The organism is Rahnella inusitata, from assembly GCF_018288855.1.
GTDB classification, from domain to species: Bacteria; Pseudomonadota; Gammaproteobacteria; order Enterobacterales; family Enterobacteriaceae; genus Rahnella; species Rahnella inusitata.
Genome location: NZ_CP065024.1, coordinates 858,036 through 876,614, shown reverse-complemented (window position 1 = coordinate 876,614; position 18,579 = coordinate 858,036). Strand labels below are relative to the sequence as shown.

Here is an 18,579-nt window from a genome sequence, read left to right as displayed (position 1 = left end):
CCCTCTAATTTTAAACTGGTATTAGCCAAAAAATGGCAAACATTGTAACCCTAAAAACGCCATTTAGAGAAGATTGGTTGTATCAACTCGGCGATGTTATCACTGACCCCGATGAACTGCTTACTCTTCTGGCACTTAACGACAATGCAGAATTGCAAAGTGGGCGTGAGGCCCGTCGTTTGTTCCCGCTTCGCGTGCCCCGCGCCTTTGTGGCACGTATGCAGCCGGGCGATCCGCAGGATCCTTTATTGCTTCAGGTATTAACCGCGCGCGAAGAATTCATCGCCGCGCCGGGTTTTACCACTGACCCGCTTGATGAACAACGCAGCGTCGTTCCGGGCCTGTTGCACAAGTATAACAATCGTGCCCTGTTACTGGTGAAAGGCGGCTGTGCGGTGAACTGCCGCTACTGTTTCCGCCGTCATTTTCCGTATCAGGACAACCAGGGAAATAAGGCCAACTGGGTTCAGGCGCTGGATTATATCCGTACACGTCCCGAACTCGATGAAATTATTTTCTCCGGTGGCGATCCGCTGATGGCCAAAGATCACGAGCTCGACTGGCTCATCGGTGAACTCGAAGGTATCGCGCACATTAAGCGTTTGCGCATCCATACCCGTTTACCGGTGGTGATCCCTGCCCGCATCACGGATGCCCTTTGCCAACGCCTTGAGCAGTCGCGTTTGCAGGTACTGATGGTGACGCACATCAATCACGCCAACGAAATTGATGACGCATTACGCGACAGTATGGCAAAGCTGAAAAAGCACGGTGTGACGTTGCTCAATCAAAGCGTATTACTGCGTGATGTGAATGACTCTGCTGATGTGCTGGCAGCGCTCAGCAATGCGCTGTTCGACGCCGGTATTCTGCCCTATTACATTCACGTGCTGGATAAAGTGCAGGGCGCGGCCCATTTCATGGTGAGCGACGATGAAGCGCGCGTCATTATGAAAGCGCTGATGAGCAAGGTGTCGGGCTATATGGTGCCGAAACTGACCCGCGAAATTGGCGGTGAGCCGAGTAAAACAATTCTGGATTTACGGCTGAAGCAGTCGTAAAGGTGCAGATTGCAGATGCAAAAAGGGATGCCATTGGCATCCCTTTATCATTTCTACACGGTTAAACCGCGCGGGGCCCGATTATGGGCACTTATAAACCTGGCCGACCATTTTGCTGTCAACCGGTGCAAAGCTGGACAGGAAGTTCTGAGACGGGCTGTTGGCACCATAAATGGTGTTGCCGCCCATCGCTGCCGCTTTGTTACGCAGGTCGTTGGCTGCACCACGCATGGAGCTGCCGTCGCCGCCGGTACCGGAGAACCAGTTGCTTTGGGCACCGGTGACCTGGCCGAGCAGCTGACATTCAGCGGCTGGCTTGTCGTCGGTGAATTTCACCTGCTGGCCCGCTGCATCCAGTTGATGAGTGGTACTGCACCCGGCAAGCAGCGCGATAGCTGACAGGCCCAGTAACATTTTAATCCGCATCACTTTCCCCATTTGTTTTTGTAATCACATAAAGCCTATCAGAAAACACCTGGCTCTCTTAGGCATCCGTTGCCACGTATACCCAAGGTTCCGCGCTATCGGTAAAAATCCGAAACCCACGCAGAAATGAGTCTACACGCTAAAGGTGGAAGACATTGAGACTTATCTTACTGAATGCGATAAAAAATGGTCAAATAAAAAAACCCGGCCTTTTCAGACCGGGTTTCTTCAGCACGTTCATCAGTAAACAAAATGCCTGCTGATTTCACGTACCTGCGGATGAACGCAGGGGGATAATGATTACATCATGCCGCCCATGCCGCCCATTCCACCCATACCGCCAGCGCCGCCCATATCGCCTTTATCATCTTTTGGCAGGTCGGTGATCATGCACTCAGTGGTGATCATCAGGCCAGCAACAGAAGATGCGTATTGCAGAGCAGAACGGGTTACCTTAGTTGGATCCAGGATACCCATTGCGATCATGTCGCCGTATTCTTCGGTATAAGCGTTGTAGCCGAAGCTGCCTTCGCCCGCTTTGACTTTGTTCGCGATAACGGAGGCTTCTTCACCGGCGTTAACCACGATCTGACGCAGTGGAGATTCCATCGCGCGCAGAGCAACACGGATACCCACGTTCTGGTCTTCGTTGTCGCCTTTCAGGCCAGCCAGAGTGTGAGCAACGCGGATCAGCGCAACACCACCACCAGCAACCACGCCTTCTTCAACGGCAGCACGGGTTGCGTGCAACGCATCTTCGACGCGGGCTTTCTTCTCTTTCATTTCAACTTCAGTTGCTGCGCCAACTTTCAGAACGGCTACGCCGCCTGCCAGTTTAGCCACACGCTCTTGCAGTTTTTCGCGATCGTAATCAGAGGTCGCTTCTTCGATTTGCTGACGAATCTGGGAAACACGGCCCTGAATGGTCGCTTCTTCGCCAACACCGTCGATGATGATGGTGGTGTCTTTGTTGATAACAACACGCTTAGCCTGACCCATGTCTTCCAGAGTCGCTTTTTCCAGCTCCAGACCGATCTCTTCAGAGATAACGGTACCGCCAGTCAGGGTTGCGATATCCTGCAACATCGCTTTACGACGGTCACCGAAACCAGGTGCTTTAACCGCAGCGACTTTCACGATGCCACGCATGGTGTTCACAACCAGAGTCGCCAGGGCTTCGCCTTCAACGTCTTCAGCAATGATCAGCAGTGGTTTGCCCGCTTTCGCAACGGCTTCCAGTACTGGCAGCATTTCGCGGATGTTAGAAATCTTTTTGTCAGCCAGCAGAATGAACGGGCTTTCCAGTTCGATTGAACCGGTTTCTGGTTTGTTGATGAAGTACGGAGACAGGTAACCGCGGTCGAACTGCATACCTTCTACAACGTCCAGCTCGTCTTGCAGACCGGTGCCTTCTTCAACAGTGATGACGCCTTCTTTGCCGACTTTTTCCATCGCTTCTGCGATCAGTTTACCGACGGTTTCATCGGAGTTAGCAGAGATGGTACCTACCTGTGCAATCGCTTTAGAATCAGAGCAAGGGACAGACAGTTTTTTCAGTTCTTCAACGGCGTGGATAACAGCTTTGTCGATCCCGCGTTTCAGATCCATTGGGTTCATGCCAGCGGCAACGGCTTTCAGACCCTCGGTGATGATGGCTTGTGCCAGAACGGTTGCGGTAGTGGTACCGTCACCCGCTGCATCGTTCGCTTTGGACGCGACTTCTTTCACCATCTGTGCACCCATGTTTTCGAACTTATCTTCCAGTTCGATTTCACGTGCAACGGACACACCATCTTTAGTGATGGTTGGAGCGCCGAAAGATTTGTCCAAAACCACGTTGCGGCCTTTAGGGCCCAGGGTCACTTTTACTGCATCAGCAAGGATGTTTACGCCACGCAGCATTTTCACACGGGCGTCATTACCGAATTTAACTTCTTTAGCTGCCATTGTTAATTTCCCTTCAATTCATTCAGTTCAGAAAAAAGTGGGTCGGAGGAGGATCAGGCTTCTACGATTGCCAGGATGTCGCTCTCGGACATAATCAACACTTCTTCATTGTCGATTTTCTCAGCTTTCACGCCGTAGCCGTCGTTGAAAATGACGATGTCGCCAACTTTCACGTCCAGCGCTTTCACTTCACCGTTTTCCAGAATGCGACCATGGCCGACAGCCAGGATTTCACCACGGGTAGATTTACCTGCAGCTGAGCCAGTCAAAACGATGCCGCCAGCGGATTTAGATTCTACTTCTTTACGCTTGACGATAACGCGGTCATGCAATGGACGAATTTTCATTGATAACTCTCCTGTGAGCGGATCCATATCTATTTTTAGGGTTGAATGCCTGACAGTATGCTGCCCGGCCTCGTGGTTTGTTTAATGGGGGCGATACATCGCCCTTCAAGGGGAAGCACAGAAAAAATTTTCGTTTTTTCCTTCACATTGTCGCCTTTCAACCTGGCAAAAAACGGTCTTCCCAACAATTTTTTAACAATCAAGGGCACAGAGATTAGCGATCGCGGTGCTCTGTGTCGTCATCTTTTTTCAGAGAAACCAGACGTTCCTGGGTTTCATCGGTGCGCTTGAACTCGCCGTCAAAGGTATTGCCTGTCGGTGCGCTGTTACCCCAGTTGCCGCCGGAGCGGACGATATTGAGGTGAGGCATCAGTTTGAGCGTCAGGCGTTTCTGAACAGGCGGCAGTAAAAGCAGCAATCCGAGGAAATCGGTAAAGAAGCCCGGCACCAGCAGCAGGAAACCGGCCATCACCAGTGAGACGCTTTTCACCATTTCCGCCGCCGGGCTTTCGCCCAGCGCCAGTTTTTCTTGTAACTGCATAAAGGTCTTCATGCCCTGATTTTTCACCAAAGACACGCCCACGCAGGAAGTAAACACGACCAGCAACAATGTTGTCGCTACGCCGACCACTTCCGCCACCTTGATAAATAGGGTGATTTCAATGTAGGCCAGCAAAAATAACAGTAATAACGGTAACCAGCGCACCGCATTCTCCTTGTAATAAGGTTCCGGAAATCCAGTCTTAGGACATTCCGACACCATGAATGAGGGCCCGCTCAAGATCTCTGCCATCAAAGGCACGCGGGCTGACTACAATGAGATGGTGCTACATCTCAATGATTTCAAGCGCCAGTCCTGATTTAATTGAGCAGATAAATGATTTGTGAGAATTCTCACAGATACCAAAATACATGCACAACAAGAGGGCAGGATAGTGATCTTAATACGTGCAATTCGTTGCAAGCAGCATATGATCGCCTTCGTTGTCCAAACGATGGTTGATCGTTTTAAATTTACCACGGTAAGTAACATAATTTTAAACATCGCATAACGCGTTTAGTACCGAAGAGAAGGTTCTCATGTCAAACACCATTCGTATCGAGGAAGACCTGCTGGGCACGCGCGAAGTACCAGCAGACGCTTATTACGGCATTCATACCCTGCGGGCGATTGAAAACTTCTATATCAGCAATACCAAGATCAGCGATGTTCCTGAATTTGTCCGTGGCATGGTGATGGTGAAAAAAGCGGCGGCTCTGGCCAACAAAGAGCTGCGCACGATCCCACGCCATATTGCTGACATTATCATTCAGGCGTGTGACGAAGTGCTTGATAAAGGTAAGTGCATGGACCAGTTCCCTATCGACGTCTATCAGGGCGGCGCGGGAACCTCGGTAAATATGAACACGAATGAAGTGCTGGCGAACATCGGTCTTGAACTGATGGGACACCAGAAAGGCGATTATCAGTTCCTCAATCCAAACGATCACCTCAACAAATGCCAGTCAACCAACGATGCCTACCCGACAGGTTTTCGTATCGCCGTGTATGCCTCACTGCTGAAGCTGGTCGATGCCATTTCCCAACTGGGTGACGGCTTCGAGCGTAAAGCCAAAGAATTCGAGAACATTATCAAGATGGGGCGCACGCAGTTGCAGGATGCGGTTCCGATGACGCTGGGTCAGGAATTCCACGCGTTCAACGTGCTGCTCAAAGAAGAAACCCGCAACCTGATCCGCACCGGCGAACTGCTGCTGGAAGTGAACCTCGGCGCGACGGCGATCGGTACCCGTCTGAATACGCCGGAAGGTTATCAGCAACTGGCGGTAGAAAAGCTGGCGGAAGTCAGCAATCTCCCGTGCGTTCCGGCCGAAGACCTGATCGAAGCGACCTCTGACTGTGGCGCATACGTCATGGTTCATAGCTCGCTGAAACGTCTGGCGGTAAAGCTTTCTAAAATCTGTAACGACCTGCGCCTGCTCTCCTCCGGCCCGCGCGCTGGCCTGAATGAAATCAATCTGCCAGAGTTACAGGCCGGTTCTTCGATTATGCCCGCCAAGGTCAATCCGGTCATTCCGGAAGTGGTGAATCAGGTTTGCTTCAAAGTGATCGGCAACGACGTGTGCGTGACGATGGCGGCAGAGGCCGGTCAGCTTCAGCTGAACGTGATGGAACCGGTTATCGGGCAGGCAATGTTTGAATCAGTTCATATCCTGACGAACGCTTGTTACAATCTGCTGGAAAAATGCATCAACGGCATTACCGCAAATAAAGAAGTGTGTGAGTTTTATGTATTCAACTCTATCGGTATCGTCACCTATCTCAATCCGTTCATCGGCCACCACAATGGCGATATCGTCGGTAAGATTTGTGCAGAAACCGGCAAGAGTGTCAGGGAAGTGGTGCTTGAACGTGGTCTGCTGACCGCAGCAGAGCTCGACGATATTTTCTCGATCGAAAATCTTAAACACCCGGCATATAAAGCAAAACGCTACACGGATGAAAATGAACAGTAACAGACTCCATTACTGACCTTTTAAAGGCTCGTTGTTCTGCGGAACAGCGGGCCTTTTTACTTTGTACGACACAACAATTACATAACAAATAATTATCAATTCCTTAAGGAGTACTGGGAAATGGACAGACAACCATGTTAATCATCGAACTTATTATCGTATTGTTAGCGATCTTTCTCGGCGCGCGCTTAGGCGGTATCGGGATTGGTTTCGCAGGCGGATTGGGCGTACTGGTACTCGCCATGATCGGCGTGAAGCCAGGGTCGATTCCTTTCGACGTCATTTCCATCATTATGGCTGTGATCGCCGCCATCTCGACCATGCAGGTCGCCGGCGGGATGGATTATCTGGTCCAGCAAACCGAAAAGCTGCTGCGGCGCAATCCGAAGCACATCACTATTCTAGCTCCCATAGTGACTTACTTCCTGACCATCCTCGCGGGAACGGGCAACATCTCACTGTCGGCGTTACCGGTGATTTCTGAAGTCGCCAAAGAGCAAGGCATCAAGCCCTGCCGTCCGTTATCCACCGCCGTGGTCGCAGCGCAAATTGCTATTACCGCGTCGCCAATTTCGGCAGCGGTGGTTTATATGTCATCAGTGATGGAAGATCACGGTGTCAGCTATCTGCATCTGTTGATGGTAATGATCCCTTCCACGCTGGCGGCCGTTATCGTGATGTCTTTGATGGTGACCTGGTGCTTTGACTCCAAACTCTCTAACGATCCGGTCTATCTGAAACGTTACGAAGAAGGTCTTGTGACGCTGCGAGGCGATACCGTTATCGACATCAAACCGCGCGCAAAACTCTCCGTGCTGTTATTCCTGCTCGGCGTGTTATCGGTGGTCGGGTATGCGGTGATCAACAGTCCGAGTCTCGGGCTGGTGGCTACGCCGCTGATGACGACTACCAGCGCGATCCTCATTATCATGCTCAGCGTGGCGACGTTAATTACCCTGCTATGCCGCGTTGATACGGATTCGATTCTGACCTCCGGTACGTTCAAAGCGGGCATGAGCGCCTGTATTTGTATCCTCGGCGTGGCGTGGTTAGGCGATACCTTCGTGCAGGCCAATATCGGCTGGATTAAAGAAACAGCGGGCAGCATTATTCAGTCGCACCCCTGGTTGCTGGCGGTAATTTTCTTCTTCAGTTCTGCACTGTTGTATTCCCAGGCGGCAACGACAAAAGCCCTGTTGCCGATGGCGCTGGCGCTGAGCGTTTCTCCGCTGACTGCCGTGGGTTCATTTGCCGCCGTCTCCGGCCTCTTCATTCTGCCGACCTACCCGACGCTGGTCGCAGCGGTTCAGATGGATGATACCGGTACGACCCGCATCGGCCGCTTCGTGTTCAACCATCCGTTCTTTATTCCCGGCACCGTCGGCGTTTTCCTGTCAGTTCTGTTTGCCTTCGGTCTGGGCAGTTTCATTCTCTGACATTTTTCCGGGGGCTGCGGCCCCCGTGATATCAGCCTTCTCCTTTACTGACTTTTGTAAAAGTCCCGCAAGACTTTCTGCGCAACGATTACGCAGGGTATACTCTCAACTCCTTAACGCGTTACGGCATGAAGCCGTCCGCATCTTCTGTCGAATCATTCAGCGGCTGTCTGCCTTCGCCGCGACAAAGAGAAGTAAACTCTGCATGGATCACCGAATTCTTCGTATTTTCTTCCTGCTGTTCAGCTTGTGCCTGTTGCCGCTTCAGGCTCAGGCATCGCTCTTTAGCCAACCCGCTGCGCAGCAGTTTGTCCCCGTCGATCAGGCGTTCAGCTTTGATTTCCAGCAGCAGGGACATGACCTCAAACTGAACTGGCAAATCCGCGACGGCTATTATCTTTATCGCAGCAAAATCGAGCTCGAACCTAAGAACGCCGAACTGGCGGCATTCTTACTGCCAAAAGGCCGCGAACATCATGATGAGTTTTTCGGCGACAGCGAAGTCTACGAAAATGCCCTGCGCATCACTGTTCCTGTACGTCAGGCAAGCCAGGATGCCACGGTGCGTGTGACCTATCAGGGGTGCGCCGCCGCCGGATTCTGTTATCCCCCGGAAACCCACGAAGTCCCGCTCAGCGCGGTGACCGATGCGCAGCCAACGGGCTCGCCAGTGGCGGATCCTGCTCCTGGACGGATTACATCTGTCGACGCCACGCCCGCCCCGCAAAGTACGCCGCTCCCCTTCTCGCCATTGTGGGCATTGCTGATCGGTATCGGTATTGCGTTTACCCCTTGCGTATTACCGATGTATCCGCTGATTTCCGGCATCATTCTTGGCCGCCAGCGACCGCACAGCATGAAGCGAATTTTCCTGCTGTCGCTGGTGTATGTACAGGGTATGGCGCTGACCTACACCGTTCTCGGTATGATCGTGGCGGCGGCCGGTTTGCAATTTCAGGCGGCGCTGCAAAGCCCCTGGGTATTGATCGTGCTGTCGGTGATGTTCATCGCGCTGGCGCTGTCGATGTTTGGCTTGTTCAGCTTGCAGCTTCCCTCTTCCGTTCAGACCCGTCTGGCGTTGTGGAGTAATGAACAAAAAGGCGGATCGCTGCCGGGCGTCTTTATTATGGGTGCGCTGGCCGGGCTGATTTGTTCGCCCTGCACCACTGCGCCGCTGAGCGCCATTCTGCTTTACATCGCCCAGAGCGGTAACCTGCTGGCCGGTGCCGGCACGCTGTATCTGTATGCGCTGGGGATGGGCATCCCGCTGATTATCGTGACAATGTTCGGCAACAAACTGCTGCCGCGCAGCGGCCCCTGGATGAGCTACGTCAAAGAAGGGTTCGGCTTTGTGATTCTGGCGTTACCGGTATTCCTGCTGGAACGCGTGATTGGCGATGTCTGGGGGCTACGTTTGTGGAGCCTTCTGGGGGTCGCGTTCTTCGGCTGGGCTTTACTGCTGAGCCTGAAAAGTCAGCTTGGCGTGGTCAGAATCTTGCAGCTGATTTTCCTCGCGGCAGCACTGGTGGTGAGCCGTCCGTTACAGGACTGGGCATTCGCGCCTGCTGTAAATACCGCAACACCACAACATGCGCTGAGCTTCCAGAAGATCCACAACGTTGATGAATTGAATGACGCACTCACGGGTGCTCAGGGCAAACGTGTGATGCTCGACTTATATGCTGACTGGTGCGTGGCCTGCAAGGAATTCGAAAAATACACTTTCTCTGCGCCAGAGGTGCAGAATGAACTGGCCAATACCCTGCTGCTTCAGGCGGATGTCACCAAAAACTCGCCGGAACAAAAGGCATTGTTAAAGCGCCTTGAAGTTCTGGGATTGCCGACAATTATCTTCTTCGGCCCTGACGGCCAGGAGTTACCCCGGTCGCGGGTGACCGGATTTATGGATGCCGCGGCTTTTACTGCGCATTTGCAGAAAGCCCGTCATTAAACGACACTGGTTTTGAATAACGCGAATTGTTTTAATAACGCGAACTGTGAGGAGGCAAACGTGCTACGTGAACAAGTTCTTGATCAAACCTTAAATATCCTGGAACAACGTGGCCTTGCAACCATGTCACTGGAATATGTCGCCGAACGCGTGGATGTTCCGCTTAATGAGTTGCGCCGCTTCTGGCCGGATGCAGAAGCGCTGCTGTACGACAGCCTGCGTTACCACGGCGAACAAATTGATGTCTGGCGTCGTCAGCTGATGCTGGATGACTCCCTGAGCGCACCGCAGAAATTGCTGGCACGTTACAAGGTGCTCGATGAACAGGTCCGTCAGCAACGCTATCCGGGATGCCTGTTTATCGCGGCGTGCACATTTTTCCCGGACAGCGATATGCCAATCCATCAGTTAGCCCAGCAGCAGAAACTGGCATCTTATGAGTACACGCTGGCACTCCTGCAGGAGATGGGTTCCGATGACGCCGAGATGGTGGCCCAGCAAATGGAGTTGATCCTGGAAGGTTGCCTGAGCAGGCTGCTGGTCAAGCGCCAGCTAAACGACGTAGAAGTTGCGCGCCGGCTGGCAGAAGACGTTTTAAATGTTGCACGCTGTCGTGAACACGGCGCGCTTTCCTGACTTTCTGAGCATTCAGACAGGGAATTTCCTCGTTTTTGAATGAAAAGCCAGCAAACAAACGTGTTTTATGTGTTTTAGGTGACAAAGCCGTTGACGGCTTAGGCCCAATACGGTTTAATGCGCCCCGTTGCCCGGATAGCTCAGTCGGTAGAGCAAGGGATTGAAAATCCCCGTGTCCTTGGTTCGATTCCGAGTCCGGGCACCATATTCAGAAGCGCTTGTCAAGATTTCAGGACGAAAACCTGACAGGTACGAAATGAGTCAGAACACGCAATAACCGAAGGTGTGGTTGGAAGGTTTCATCCAGTGATACCATTACCCGGTTGTTGTAAAAAGGCTCTCGATGATCCCGCCTAGTCGCATAGGCGGGATTTTTCGCGTACAATTTTTACAGTTTCCGTATGCGAATGTCAAATTGTGTCAAGGGGATAACCTCATTCAGTCTCTCACCCATTCCCCCACTCCTGCTCCAGAAGTTCACGCAAAGCATCAATATCCTCATCAATGTACTCCAACGTAGACCGTAAGCTGGAGTGCCCCAACAGACGTTTGACGGCCTGAATATTGCGATCTGGGGACTTCATCAGGTTGGTCGCTACCGTATGCCGAAAACGGTGGGGGCTGACAGCAAACCGACACTCCTTAGAAATGCGCCGAAAGAAGGCCCTTATAGGGTAGATCCCCATATTCAAGTCGTGACTTCCTTGCACAAACTGAGCTTTTCGTCTCAGGTCAAAACGGTTCACATTGAAAAGCTGATCGCCTAATTCCGCGCCCGCCGCTAATGAGCGTTCCAAAATGACTTCTAAACGCGGATATAAAATAGACGTTATAGGGACCTTAAATTCACGATGATTTTTTGAACCCTCAGAAATCACATCGATCCAGCGCTCCTCCAGATTGACATCACACAACCGTACATGCAGAAGTTGGTTTTGACGCATTCCGGTATGGCTTAGCGTATCCAGTACAGCCAGCCAAAACCAGGCTGGATGACAGGCATTGGCCCGTGCGCTCATGGCATAAGATTGCGCAAAAAGTCGCTCCTGTTGATAGTGTTGATCCATCAATCGGTACACTGTATTCACCTGCCCCTTTGAAAGCGTTTTTTTCTTCTTTTTCCCAACCCGAACAACCGCCTTATTAAAGGGATTTTCCTTATGGGGTAATATCCCCTTCTTCATGCCAAAATTAAATAATGCCCGCATATGTGTGACTTTATTGTTCCAGGTACAAGCCTCCAGTTTCAGTTCTTTAAGAACATGCCTACGCCATTCAAGTACCAATGTATTGTTGACATCACTAGGCAATTGCTGTGCGTACTTCTGAAAAGTTCGAACAACTTTCCGATAACTCCACTCCGTCGCTGGCCGAATGGAATTACTGAAAAAATACTGCTCCATCAACTGTTCAAACGTCACATTCATCATGCCATAACTCCCTATTTCTTAAGGTTTTATCATCACCAATGGGTTATCTCCTGGAATGCTATGGTCTTTATACAGTTTCTTGGCAACGATAAGATAACCTGTCATTTTCTGGAATCGCCCTTCCTTGGCCTTATCTTGATAGACATGGCAGGTATACATCACGCCTTTATCCTGTCTATGTCTCCCTAATCGCTCGAATGCACTTTGTAAGCTAGTTTTAGCTTCGGAGTTTTCGCAACTTTCTGATAAAAACTGGTGAAAGATGTTAGGAGTACGAATAAAGACATAACCTGCAATAATATATATCCTTGCATCGGTAGTATTTACTGCAAAAGTCCCTGAGCAACATCCTTCACTCAACCATTGCCAAAAACGTTCTCCAATCCCCATTGAATCTGAAGAATCGATGTCTTCCTTTAATACAGTCTCCGTTTGCATCGATATTACCTGCACATCCTGCGCCAAATTAATGGGTGCAGAAAACCCCATGACAGCCAACAAATCCCCCGTAGTATCTTCTTCAGGAAAAGCTGGCTCTACAGTTTCACTATCGGGCAAAGTGCTGTCGAGAGAGATAGCCCCCCCTTCAGATAGGGGACTCTCAACGGGCAAGGAAGAGGAAAGCAGCACCGGGGAAGATGCTGAATGAAGAGAGCCATTCTCTAATGGCATTATTGCTTCAAGTACAACCGGTGGGATTGATGCCGAAATAGCAGTGGCAATTTCAGGTACCCCTTTTTCTTTTCCTATTGATGTAGAGATAGCTTCGGAAGCAATTGTATTGATTATTCCTGATTCGTTTCGAAAACCCGTCAGATACAGCGATAACGTTTTCAGAACCTCTGGCCAGGTACTCAACCAGAGCAAGGCTTCATCAGGAATGACTTTCCAGGCCAACATCGCGCCCAGGCTCTGAGCCTGTGTCGCTTCAACAACAGGCTTGAAACGAAAACGGTAGGGTTCACTCGGCATAGCATTGAGCGGCATCCAGCGTTGCCCACTTTCCAACTCAACTTCAATCTGACAAAGCCTGTCGAGCGATTGCAGCATAGCTGCGTAAACAATCACCGCATTCCAAGCTGCGCTTTGTGAGGCCTGATCTTCCGGTTGTGCGCCGATCGGCAGCAGGTGGTTTTTTGATAGACGGGCAGCATACGCCACAGTTTCAAGCAGATGATCCACCATCCCCCCCAGATAAGCATGATGCCCACTCTCCGTGGCAGGAAACTGCTGCATCAGAGTTACGCAGTGCTCAAGCGGTTGTAGGTAATAATGCAGATACAGGTCTTTTGGCAGTGACGAGTAATCCCACAACGTTTGCAACCATTGACGGCGTTGTGGCGAAGCCAAAAGCTTGGCAGCTTGTTCAGGTTCATGATAGCCATCAGGAACACTAGCGGCAGAGATAGAAACTTTCTCCTCCCTTTTTCCGATCGACGTAGGTAGAAGTTTAAGAAGTGATTTCAACATGGCTCATTTCCAATAAGGTTTGTTTAGCAACAGCCGCAGCTAACTGACGAAACACCACTTTTAGGATGAGGTAACGCCCTACAAAAACCTCTTTTATCAACATAGTCAAAGCCTTACCATAATTAAATCCTACCATTCTATGGGAACGCTTTTTCTCAGCAACAAAGAACCATAACGCATGTTTAAAAAGTTATTTACCTTCACCCTTTGCCATGGCTATAGTCAATCAGTCCTTATTTACTAGCCTCACAAGGCATAACAGAACCTTCCCTCTAGAGGCTAAAAAACAAAAAAGCCCCGGTGACGGGGCAATAATGTCAATAAGGATGTGTTTTTATTGTGGGTTACTCGGGGGAAACGCTTACTCAGTTAGATTGCATCATACCGCGATGCTTTTCAGCCTGTTCTTTATGCGCACTTGACTGAGCATTTTTCACCGTTTCATGGGCGATGGCAGCTTTTTCATGCTCATCCATCTGCGAGAATGACTTGGCATTTTTGCGTTCAGCATCAGTAACGCCCTGCTCTCCCCTCATTTTCTTGTGCGTCTCAGCCATTTTTTTATGGGCGTCAGAATTGCTGTTGTTCACGGTTTCATGTGCCACAACCGCTTTCTGGTGCTCATCCATGTCCATTATTTTTGTGCCAACACCCTCCACCGCAGATTTCGGTGCAGATGACATCATCTGATGTGCTGGCGCCTGGGCATTATTAACCCGATCATGTACGTTCACGGTTTCTGCAGCCCAGGTTGAGGAAACAAAGGTCATGGCAAAAGCAGTGGCAATTAAAATTTTGTTCATGGTGTGTTCTCCGTTTTCACATCATAAGTATTCAAATCGTCTGAAACATCTTTTCACTAGAGTATCTTTGAGATGTTCCGGTTTGTAGTAAATGGTCACAGCGTAATCCCGTTAACATCAGGATCTCGCTGTGCCTGTCTAAGTTAATAGTGATTATAAGGGAGCGGTTCTGTTGGACTCGTGACAGAATGATGACAAATGTGTAATGTAAGGTTTTTTATTTAAATACGATTAAAAACAGATGGTTAAGAAATTCTCTTGATGGCTTTCAGTCGGATATGCATGATTTAGCCTAGGACTGGTTATGTGACAGGCATATTTATTATTTAAAATATACCCGTCCTTATCATGCGACGAACCGGGGAAAAGAGAGAGTGAAACGGGTTGAAACCGCATCGGAGGCAACGCTAATTCTACCTTGATGTACTGTCACTATGGATTTCACGATAGCCAGACCGATACCACTTCCCTCACTTTTTCTTTGTCTCGAGGGATCAACACGATAAAAACGGTCAAACAATCGTGGAAGGTGCTCTTGAGAAATGGGCACGCCAGGATTTTCAACGATAAGATCAACCCATTCATCCCGTTCGTTCAAACGAACGGTGACCGCCATGCCCCTGGAGGTATAACGAATGGCATTCGATAAAAGGTTATTGATAACCCGACGCAACATGAGTGGATCCCCTCCAATTAGGGCTGGACTCCCCTCAAACTCGAGACTCACTTCCTGTTCCTCAGCCCAGGCTTCAAAAAACTCGAATACCTTCATCGTTTCTGACCTGAGATCTATCATTGATCGTTCAGGAATGAGTTGGTTATTGTCTGCCTGAGCCAGAAACAGCATGTCACTGACCATCTTGGCCATACGATTATATTCTTCGAGATTAGAGTAAAGCACATCCTCCAGTTCTTTATCCGGTCGACGCTGGCTTAATACAATTTCTGTCTGAGTAACAAGATTGGTAATGGGACTCCTAATCTCATGTGCAATATCTGCAGAGAAATTAGCCTGCCGGGTAAAAACATCCTCTATACGTTCAATCATATGATTGAAGGAAATAACCAGTTGCTCCAGTTCAATAGGAACCCGATCAGGCTCAAGTCTGACATCCAGATTCTCAGACGTAATATTTTTAATTTTCAGGCTGACATTTCTTAATGGTTGATGCCCTTTATGAACAGCAAACAAAACAATAAAAATAATCATCAAACTGATGACGGAGGCGATCATGACAAGATTGTTTTTGAGCTCATCAATATAATGCAGATGAAAATCAATGGAGAGTGCTATCAGCAACGTGTAAGGTTTGACGCCCTCAGTCGTCCTCACTGAGGACGCAATAAGGCGGTACGTTGTATGCCTCATTTCGCTATCAGCGTGATCTGCGTTACTTTTCTTCTCTTTTGACCAGAGAAATACTTCACCAGAGCCAAGGTACTGCGAAAAATCCGGCGAGGATGATACAGGGAGAAGATCTGGACCATCCGGCGAACGATAGAGTACCTGGTTATTTCCGTTGCTGAGTAATACCGATATATTCCGGTAACTTTGCAATACGGTGCTGAGTCGTTCGACTTTCTGTCGTTCCGAACCATCAGGATTTTTAAGTATATTTTCCAAGGTCATACTGACTTGTTTCAGATCATTGACATCCTGCTCCGCAAAATGCCTCTCCACCGAATGCAGCATGATCCAAGTAAATGCTACAAATGCGATGGTCGTCGAAAGACTGATAAAAAAGGTGAGACGGGTAGCAAGAGAAAAAGGACGGTGATGGCAATTAATCCTCATCGGGCACCTCAAGTACATAGCCTACTCCGCGTACCGTCTGAATCAATTTGGGTTCGAAATCGTTATCAATTTTTGCCCGTAACCGCTTAACAGCAACATCTATGGCATTCGTATCACTGTCAAAGTTCATATCCCAAACTTGTGAAGCTATCAGTGAACGCGGGAGTACCTCGCCCTGGTGACGGATGAAGAACTCGAGGAGAGTGAATTCCTTACTGGTCAGCGTGATCCGGGTTCCCTTGCGGTTTACTTTTCTCGACACCAGATCAAGGGTTAAATCTGCCACCTGGAACTGGCTTTCCACTATGACAGCAGCGCCCCGGCGTAACAGCGTTCGGACACGGGCCAAAAGTTCAGCGAAGGCAAAGGGTTTGACCAGGTAATCATCAGCGCCGAGCTCGAGGCCTTTGACACGATGCTCTATTGTACCGAGTGCAGTCAGGAGCAAAATAGGCATTCCTTTATTTGCAGCCCGCAACATTTTCACGATATCCCAGCCATTCACATCAGGTAGCATGATATCAAGAACAATCAGGTCGTAATCGGCTGTCATGGCCAGGTGATACCCGGTCATGCCATTATTTGCCAGGTCAACAACAAAGCCAGCCTCAGTCAGCCCCTTGCTAAGATATTCACCTGTTTTAACCTCATCTTCGACGATCAATATTTTCACGCGCCCTCCGGAACATCGATATGGAGTTGTCATTCTAGTGGGCAAAAGGGCGATATCAACGAATTAAAACGAAAATGACAGCTTTGTCATTATTCTGTCACTCACCAAACAGAGTCACTCCGGTAAGGTATCCACAATAATCATCAGGAAATCATTTGAACCATTTAACCAGGTATGCCTGGACGAGAAGCGATATGTTCAAATTAAAACTACTAACTCTCAGTACATTGTTCATTTTGGCAGGGTGCACCTCACTGGCTCCGGATTACCAGCGCCCTGAACTCCCAGTGCCACAACAGTTTTCGCTCTCCCGGAACGCACTGGTTCCGGCAGCGGCAGGCTACCAGGATGTCGGTTGGCGACTGTTTTTTGCCGACCCTCAGGCACAGACCCTGATTGACGAAGCTTTGCGTAACAACCGTGATCTAAAAATGGCGGCACTCAAAGTCCAGGAAGCAAGAGCCCAGTACAATGTGACAGACTCGGGCAGATATCCGCAACTGAACGCCTCCTCAGGTATTACTTACAGTAGGGGGCTTAAAAACGAAAGTTCCACTACCCGAGAGTATGCGGCGGGTCTTGATCTCAGCTTTGAGTTGGATTTCTTTGGCAAACTGAAGAACATGAGTGAGGCTGACCGCCAGAATTTTTTTGCCAGTCAGGAAGCTCAGCGTGCTGTGCATATTCTTCTTGTGTCTAACGTATCGCAGAGCTATTTCAACCAGCGGCTGGCTTATGAGCAATTGCAGATTGCCAGAGAAACGCTGAAGAACTACGAACAATCCTATGCTTTCGTGGAGCAACAGCTTATCACCGGCAGTACAAACGTCCTGGCACTTGAACAGGCCAAGGGGGTCATCGAAAGTACGCGTGCTGAAATTGCAAAAAGAGAAGGTGAACTCGCCCAGGCGAACAATGCGCTCCAACTGGTGGTCGGAAAATACTCTGTACTGCCCGATGGTAAACTTAACGCGGAAACAGATATTAATCCGGTAAAACTGCCTTTGAACCTGTCATCCGACATCTTGTTACAAAGACCGGATATTATGGAAGCTGAACATGCGCTGAAAGCGGCAGATGCCAATATTGGGGCAGCCAGAGCCGCATTCTTCCCATCAATTTCGTTGACTGGCGGCCTTTCAGGAAGCAGCACTGATCTTTCAAGCCTGTTTAACAGCGCGAGTGGAATGTGGAGTTTCATCCCTAAAATTGAAATTCCCATCTTCAATGCAGGACGTAACAAAGCCAACCTGACACTCGCGGAAGTGCGCCAGCAACAGTCAATTGTCAGTTACGAGCAAAAAATTCAGACTGCGTTTAAGGAAGTTGCTGATGCACTATCACTTCGTGAAAGTATAAGCGGACAATTAACAGCACAACAACGTTTTCTGGAGTCCCTTCAGATAACGCTGCTACGGGCGCGTGGATTATATTCCAGCGGAGCCGTAAGTTATATCGAAGTCCTTGATGCAGAGAGAACACTGTTTTCAACACAGCAGGCCATTCTGGATCTGAGATATGCCCAACACGTTAATGAAATAAATCTTTTCACTGCCTTGGGTGGTGGTTGGACAGAATGAATTTATTTTTGAAAAAATATGGAGTTATAAATATGCGTCAGTCAATAAAAGTGGCTTTATTTGGGATGTTCTCTGTTGTCATGGTCGCGGGAGCTCAGGCAAACGAGCAACATCACAGCACGGCAGGCAACACGACGGCAGAAGCCGCTTCGCAGCAGGTCATCAGCACTGCAGGGGTGGTGAAGGATATTGATATGAAAGAGATGAAAATCACCATTGCGCACGAGGCAATACCTACTGTTGGTTGGCCTGCAATGACCATGCGATTTACATTTACAGCGGTGGATGACAACATCCGCGCGCTAAAAGTAGGTAACCATGTGAATTTCACTTTTGTGCAGCAGCATAATATCTCATTGCTTCAGGAAATTAAAAATAGTCAGTCTTAATTAATTTCCTCATTAAAATTTATTTGCCTGCCCCCTGTTATGGCAGGCTTGATTATCTACCCCTACGGTTCTCCCCCGAGTTAACAGGCTTGGCTTCTATCAATGTTCAGTGGAATTA

17 protein-coding genes and 1 tRNA gene are annotated in these 18,579 nt (G+C 49.4%); 8 read left to right on the top strand and 10 right to left on the bottom strand.

What is annotated here, in order from left to right; translation table 11 throughout:
- Positions 1-32 precede the first annotated feature (32 nt).
- Positions 33-1,061 (top strand): EF-P beta-lysylation protein EpmB, encoded by a 1,029-nt coding sequence (gene epmB / locus I2123_RS04090; RefSeq protein WP_213051841.1) that lies wholly within the window; start codon positions 33-35, stop codon positions 1,059-1,061.
- 81 nt (positions 1,062-1,142) lie between these two features.
- Here epmB and I2123_RS04085 read toward each other — a convergent pair whose 3' ends face one another.
- The 4 genes from I2123_RS04085 to I2123_RS04070 all read right to left on the bottom strand — a co-directional run bounded on the left by I2123_RS04085 (position 1,143) and on the right by I2123_RS04070 (position 4,487).
- A complete protein-coding gene (locus I2123_RS04085; RefSeq protein ID WP_112167975.1) occupies positions 1,143-1,487 on the bottom strand; it encodes a DUF4156 domain-containing protein in 345 nt (114 codons plus the stop codon).
- Between the two features lie 300 nt (positions 1,488-1,787).
- The gene (gene groL / locus I2123_RS04080; RefSeq protein WP_104923553.1) at positions 1,788-3,434 is read right to left on the bottom strand and encodes a chaperonin GroEL; all 1,647 of its coding nucleotides are present in this window, start codon (positions 3,432-3,434) and stop codon (positions 1,788-1,790) included.
- A gap of 53 nt (positions 3,435-3,487) precedes the next feature.
- The gene (locus I2123_RS04075) at positions 3,488-3,781 is read right to left on the bottom strand and encodes a co-chaperone GroES (RefSeq protein ID WP_009636718.1); all 294 of its coding nucleotides are present in this window, start codon (positions 3,779-3,781) and stop codon (positions 3,488-3,490) included.
- Between the two features lie 214 nt (positions 3,782-3,995).
- Complete coding sequence (locus tag I2123_RS04070; protein ID WP_213051840.1) at positions 3,996-4,487, bottom strand: FxsA family protein; 492 nt, start codon at positions 4,485-4,487, stop codon at positions 3,996-3,998.
- A gap of 374 nt (positions 4,488-4,861) precedes the next feature.
- Here I2123_RS04070 and aspA point away from each other — a divergent pair, with 374 nt between their 5' ends.
- The 5 genes from aspA to I2123_RS04045 all read left to right on the top strand — a co-directional run bounded on the left by aspA (position 4,862) and on the right by I2123_RS04045 (position 10,526).
- Positions 4,862-6,298, top strand: coding sequence for an aspartate ammonia-lyase (gene aspA, locus I2123_RS04065; RefSeq protein WP_112167957.1), 1,437 nt, complete (start codon positions 4,862-4,864; stop codon positions 6,296-6,298).
- Between the two features lie 134 nt (positions 6,299-6,432).
- Positions 6,433-7,734 carry an anaerobic C4-dicarboxylate transporter gene (locus I2123_RS04060; RefSeq protein ID WP_112167956.1) on the top strand — a complete coding sequence of 434 codons (1,302 nt, stop codon included), beginning with the start codon at positions 6,433-6,435 and terminating at the stop codon, positions 7,732-7,734.
- Positions 7,735-7,939: 205 nt separating this feature from the next.
- On the top strand, positions 7,940-9,685 hold the full coding sequence (locus I2123_RS04055) for a protein-disulfide reductase DsbD (protein WP_213051839.1): 1,746 nt from the start codon (positions 7,940-7,942) through the stop codon (positions 9,683-9,685).
- Between the two features lie 60 nt (positions 9,686-9,745).
- On the top strand, positions 9,746-10,321 hold the full coding sequence (dicD, locus tag I2123_RS04050; protein WP_112167954.1) for a division control transcriptional repressor DicD: 576 nt from the start codon (positions 9,746-9,748) through the stop codon (positions 10,319-10,321).
- Between the two features lie 129 nt (positions 10,322-10,450).
- A tRNA-Phe gene (locus I2123_RS04045) sits at positions 10,451-10,526 on the top strand.
- A 241-nt stretch (positions 10,527-10,767) separates the two neighbouring features.
- Here the strand turns inward: I2123_RS04045 and I2123_RS04040 are convergent.
- The 6 genes from I2123_RS04040 to I2123_RS04020 form a co-directional block, all read right to left on the bottom strand.
- Entirely contained in the window at positions 10,768-11,751 is a 984-nt protein-coding gene (locus tag I2123_RS04040) for a tyrosine-type recombinase/integrase (RefSeq protein ID WP_046051759.1), read from the bottom strand.
- A gap of 18 nt (positions 11,752-11,769) precedes the next feature.
- Positions 11,770-13,221, bottom strand: a complete 1,452-nt coding sequence (locus I2123_RS04035; RefSeq protein ID WP_046051760.1) for a TraI domain-containing protein — start codon at positions 13,219-13,221, stop codon at positions 11,770-11,772.
- Positions 13,202-13,324 carry a hypothetical protein gene (locus tag I2123_RS25650; RefSeq protein ID WP_263697103.1) on the bottom strand — a complete coding sequence of 41 codons (123 nt, stop codon included), beginning with the start codon at positions 13,322-13,324 and terminating at the stop codon, positions 13,202-13,204. Before I2123_RS25650 ends, I2123_RS04035 begins: the two co-directional genes overlap by 20 nt.
- Before the next feature lie 262 nt (positions 13,325-13,586).
- Positions 13,587-14,024, bottom strand: coding sequence for a hypothetical protein (locus tag I2123_RS04030; protein WP_046051761.1), 438 nt, complete (start codon positions 14,022-14,024; stop codon positions 13,587-13,589).
- Positions 14,025-14,370: 346 nt separating this feature from the next.
- Positions 14,371-15,819, bottom strand: a complete 1,449-nt coding sequence (locus I2123_RS04025) for a Cu(+)/Ag(+) sensor histidine kinase (protein WP_213051838.1) — start codon at positions 15,817-15,819, stop codon at positions 14,371-14,373.
- Positions 15,809-16,492: a copper/silver response regulator transcription factor gene (locus I2123_RS04020; protein ID WP_046051763.1), complete on the bottom strand. Its 684-nt coding sequence runs from the start codon at positions 16,490-16,492 to the stop codon at positions 15,809-15,811. Before I2123_RS04020 ends, I2123_RS04025 begins: the two co-directional genes overlap by 11 nt.
- A 194-nt stretch (positions 16,493-16,686) precedes the next feature.
- Here I2123_RS04020 and I2123_RS04015 point away from each other — a divergent pair, with 194 nt between their 5' ends.
- On the top strand, positions 16,687-18,072 hold the full coding sequence (locus tag I2123_RS04015) for an efflux transporter outer membrane subunit (protein WP_046051764.1): 1,386 nt from the start codon (positions 16,687-16,689) through the stop codon (positions 18,070-18,072).
- Positions 18,073-18,104: 32 nt separating this feature from the next.
- Positions 18,105-18,461, top strand: coding sequence for a cation efflux system protein CusF (gene cusF, locus I2123_RS04010; RefSeq protein WP_046052096.1), 357 nt, complete (start codon positions 18,105-18,107; stop codon positions 18,459-18,461).
- Positions 18,462-18,579: the final 118 nt, after the last annotated feature.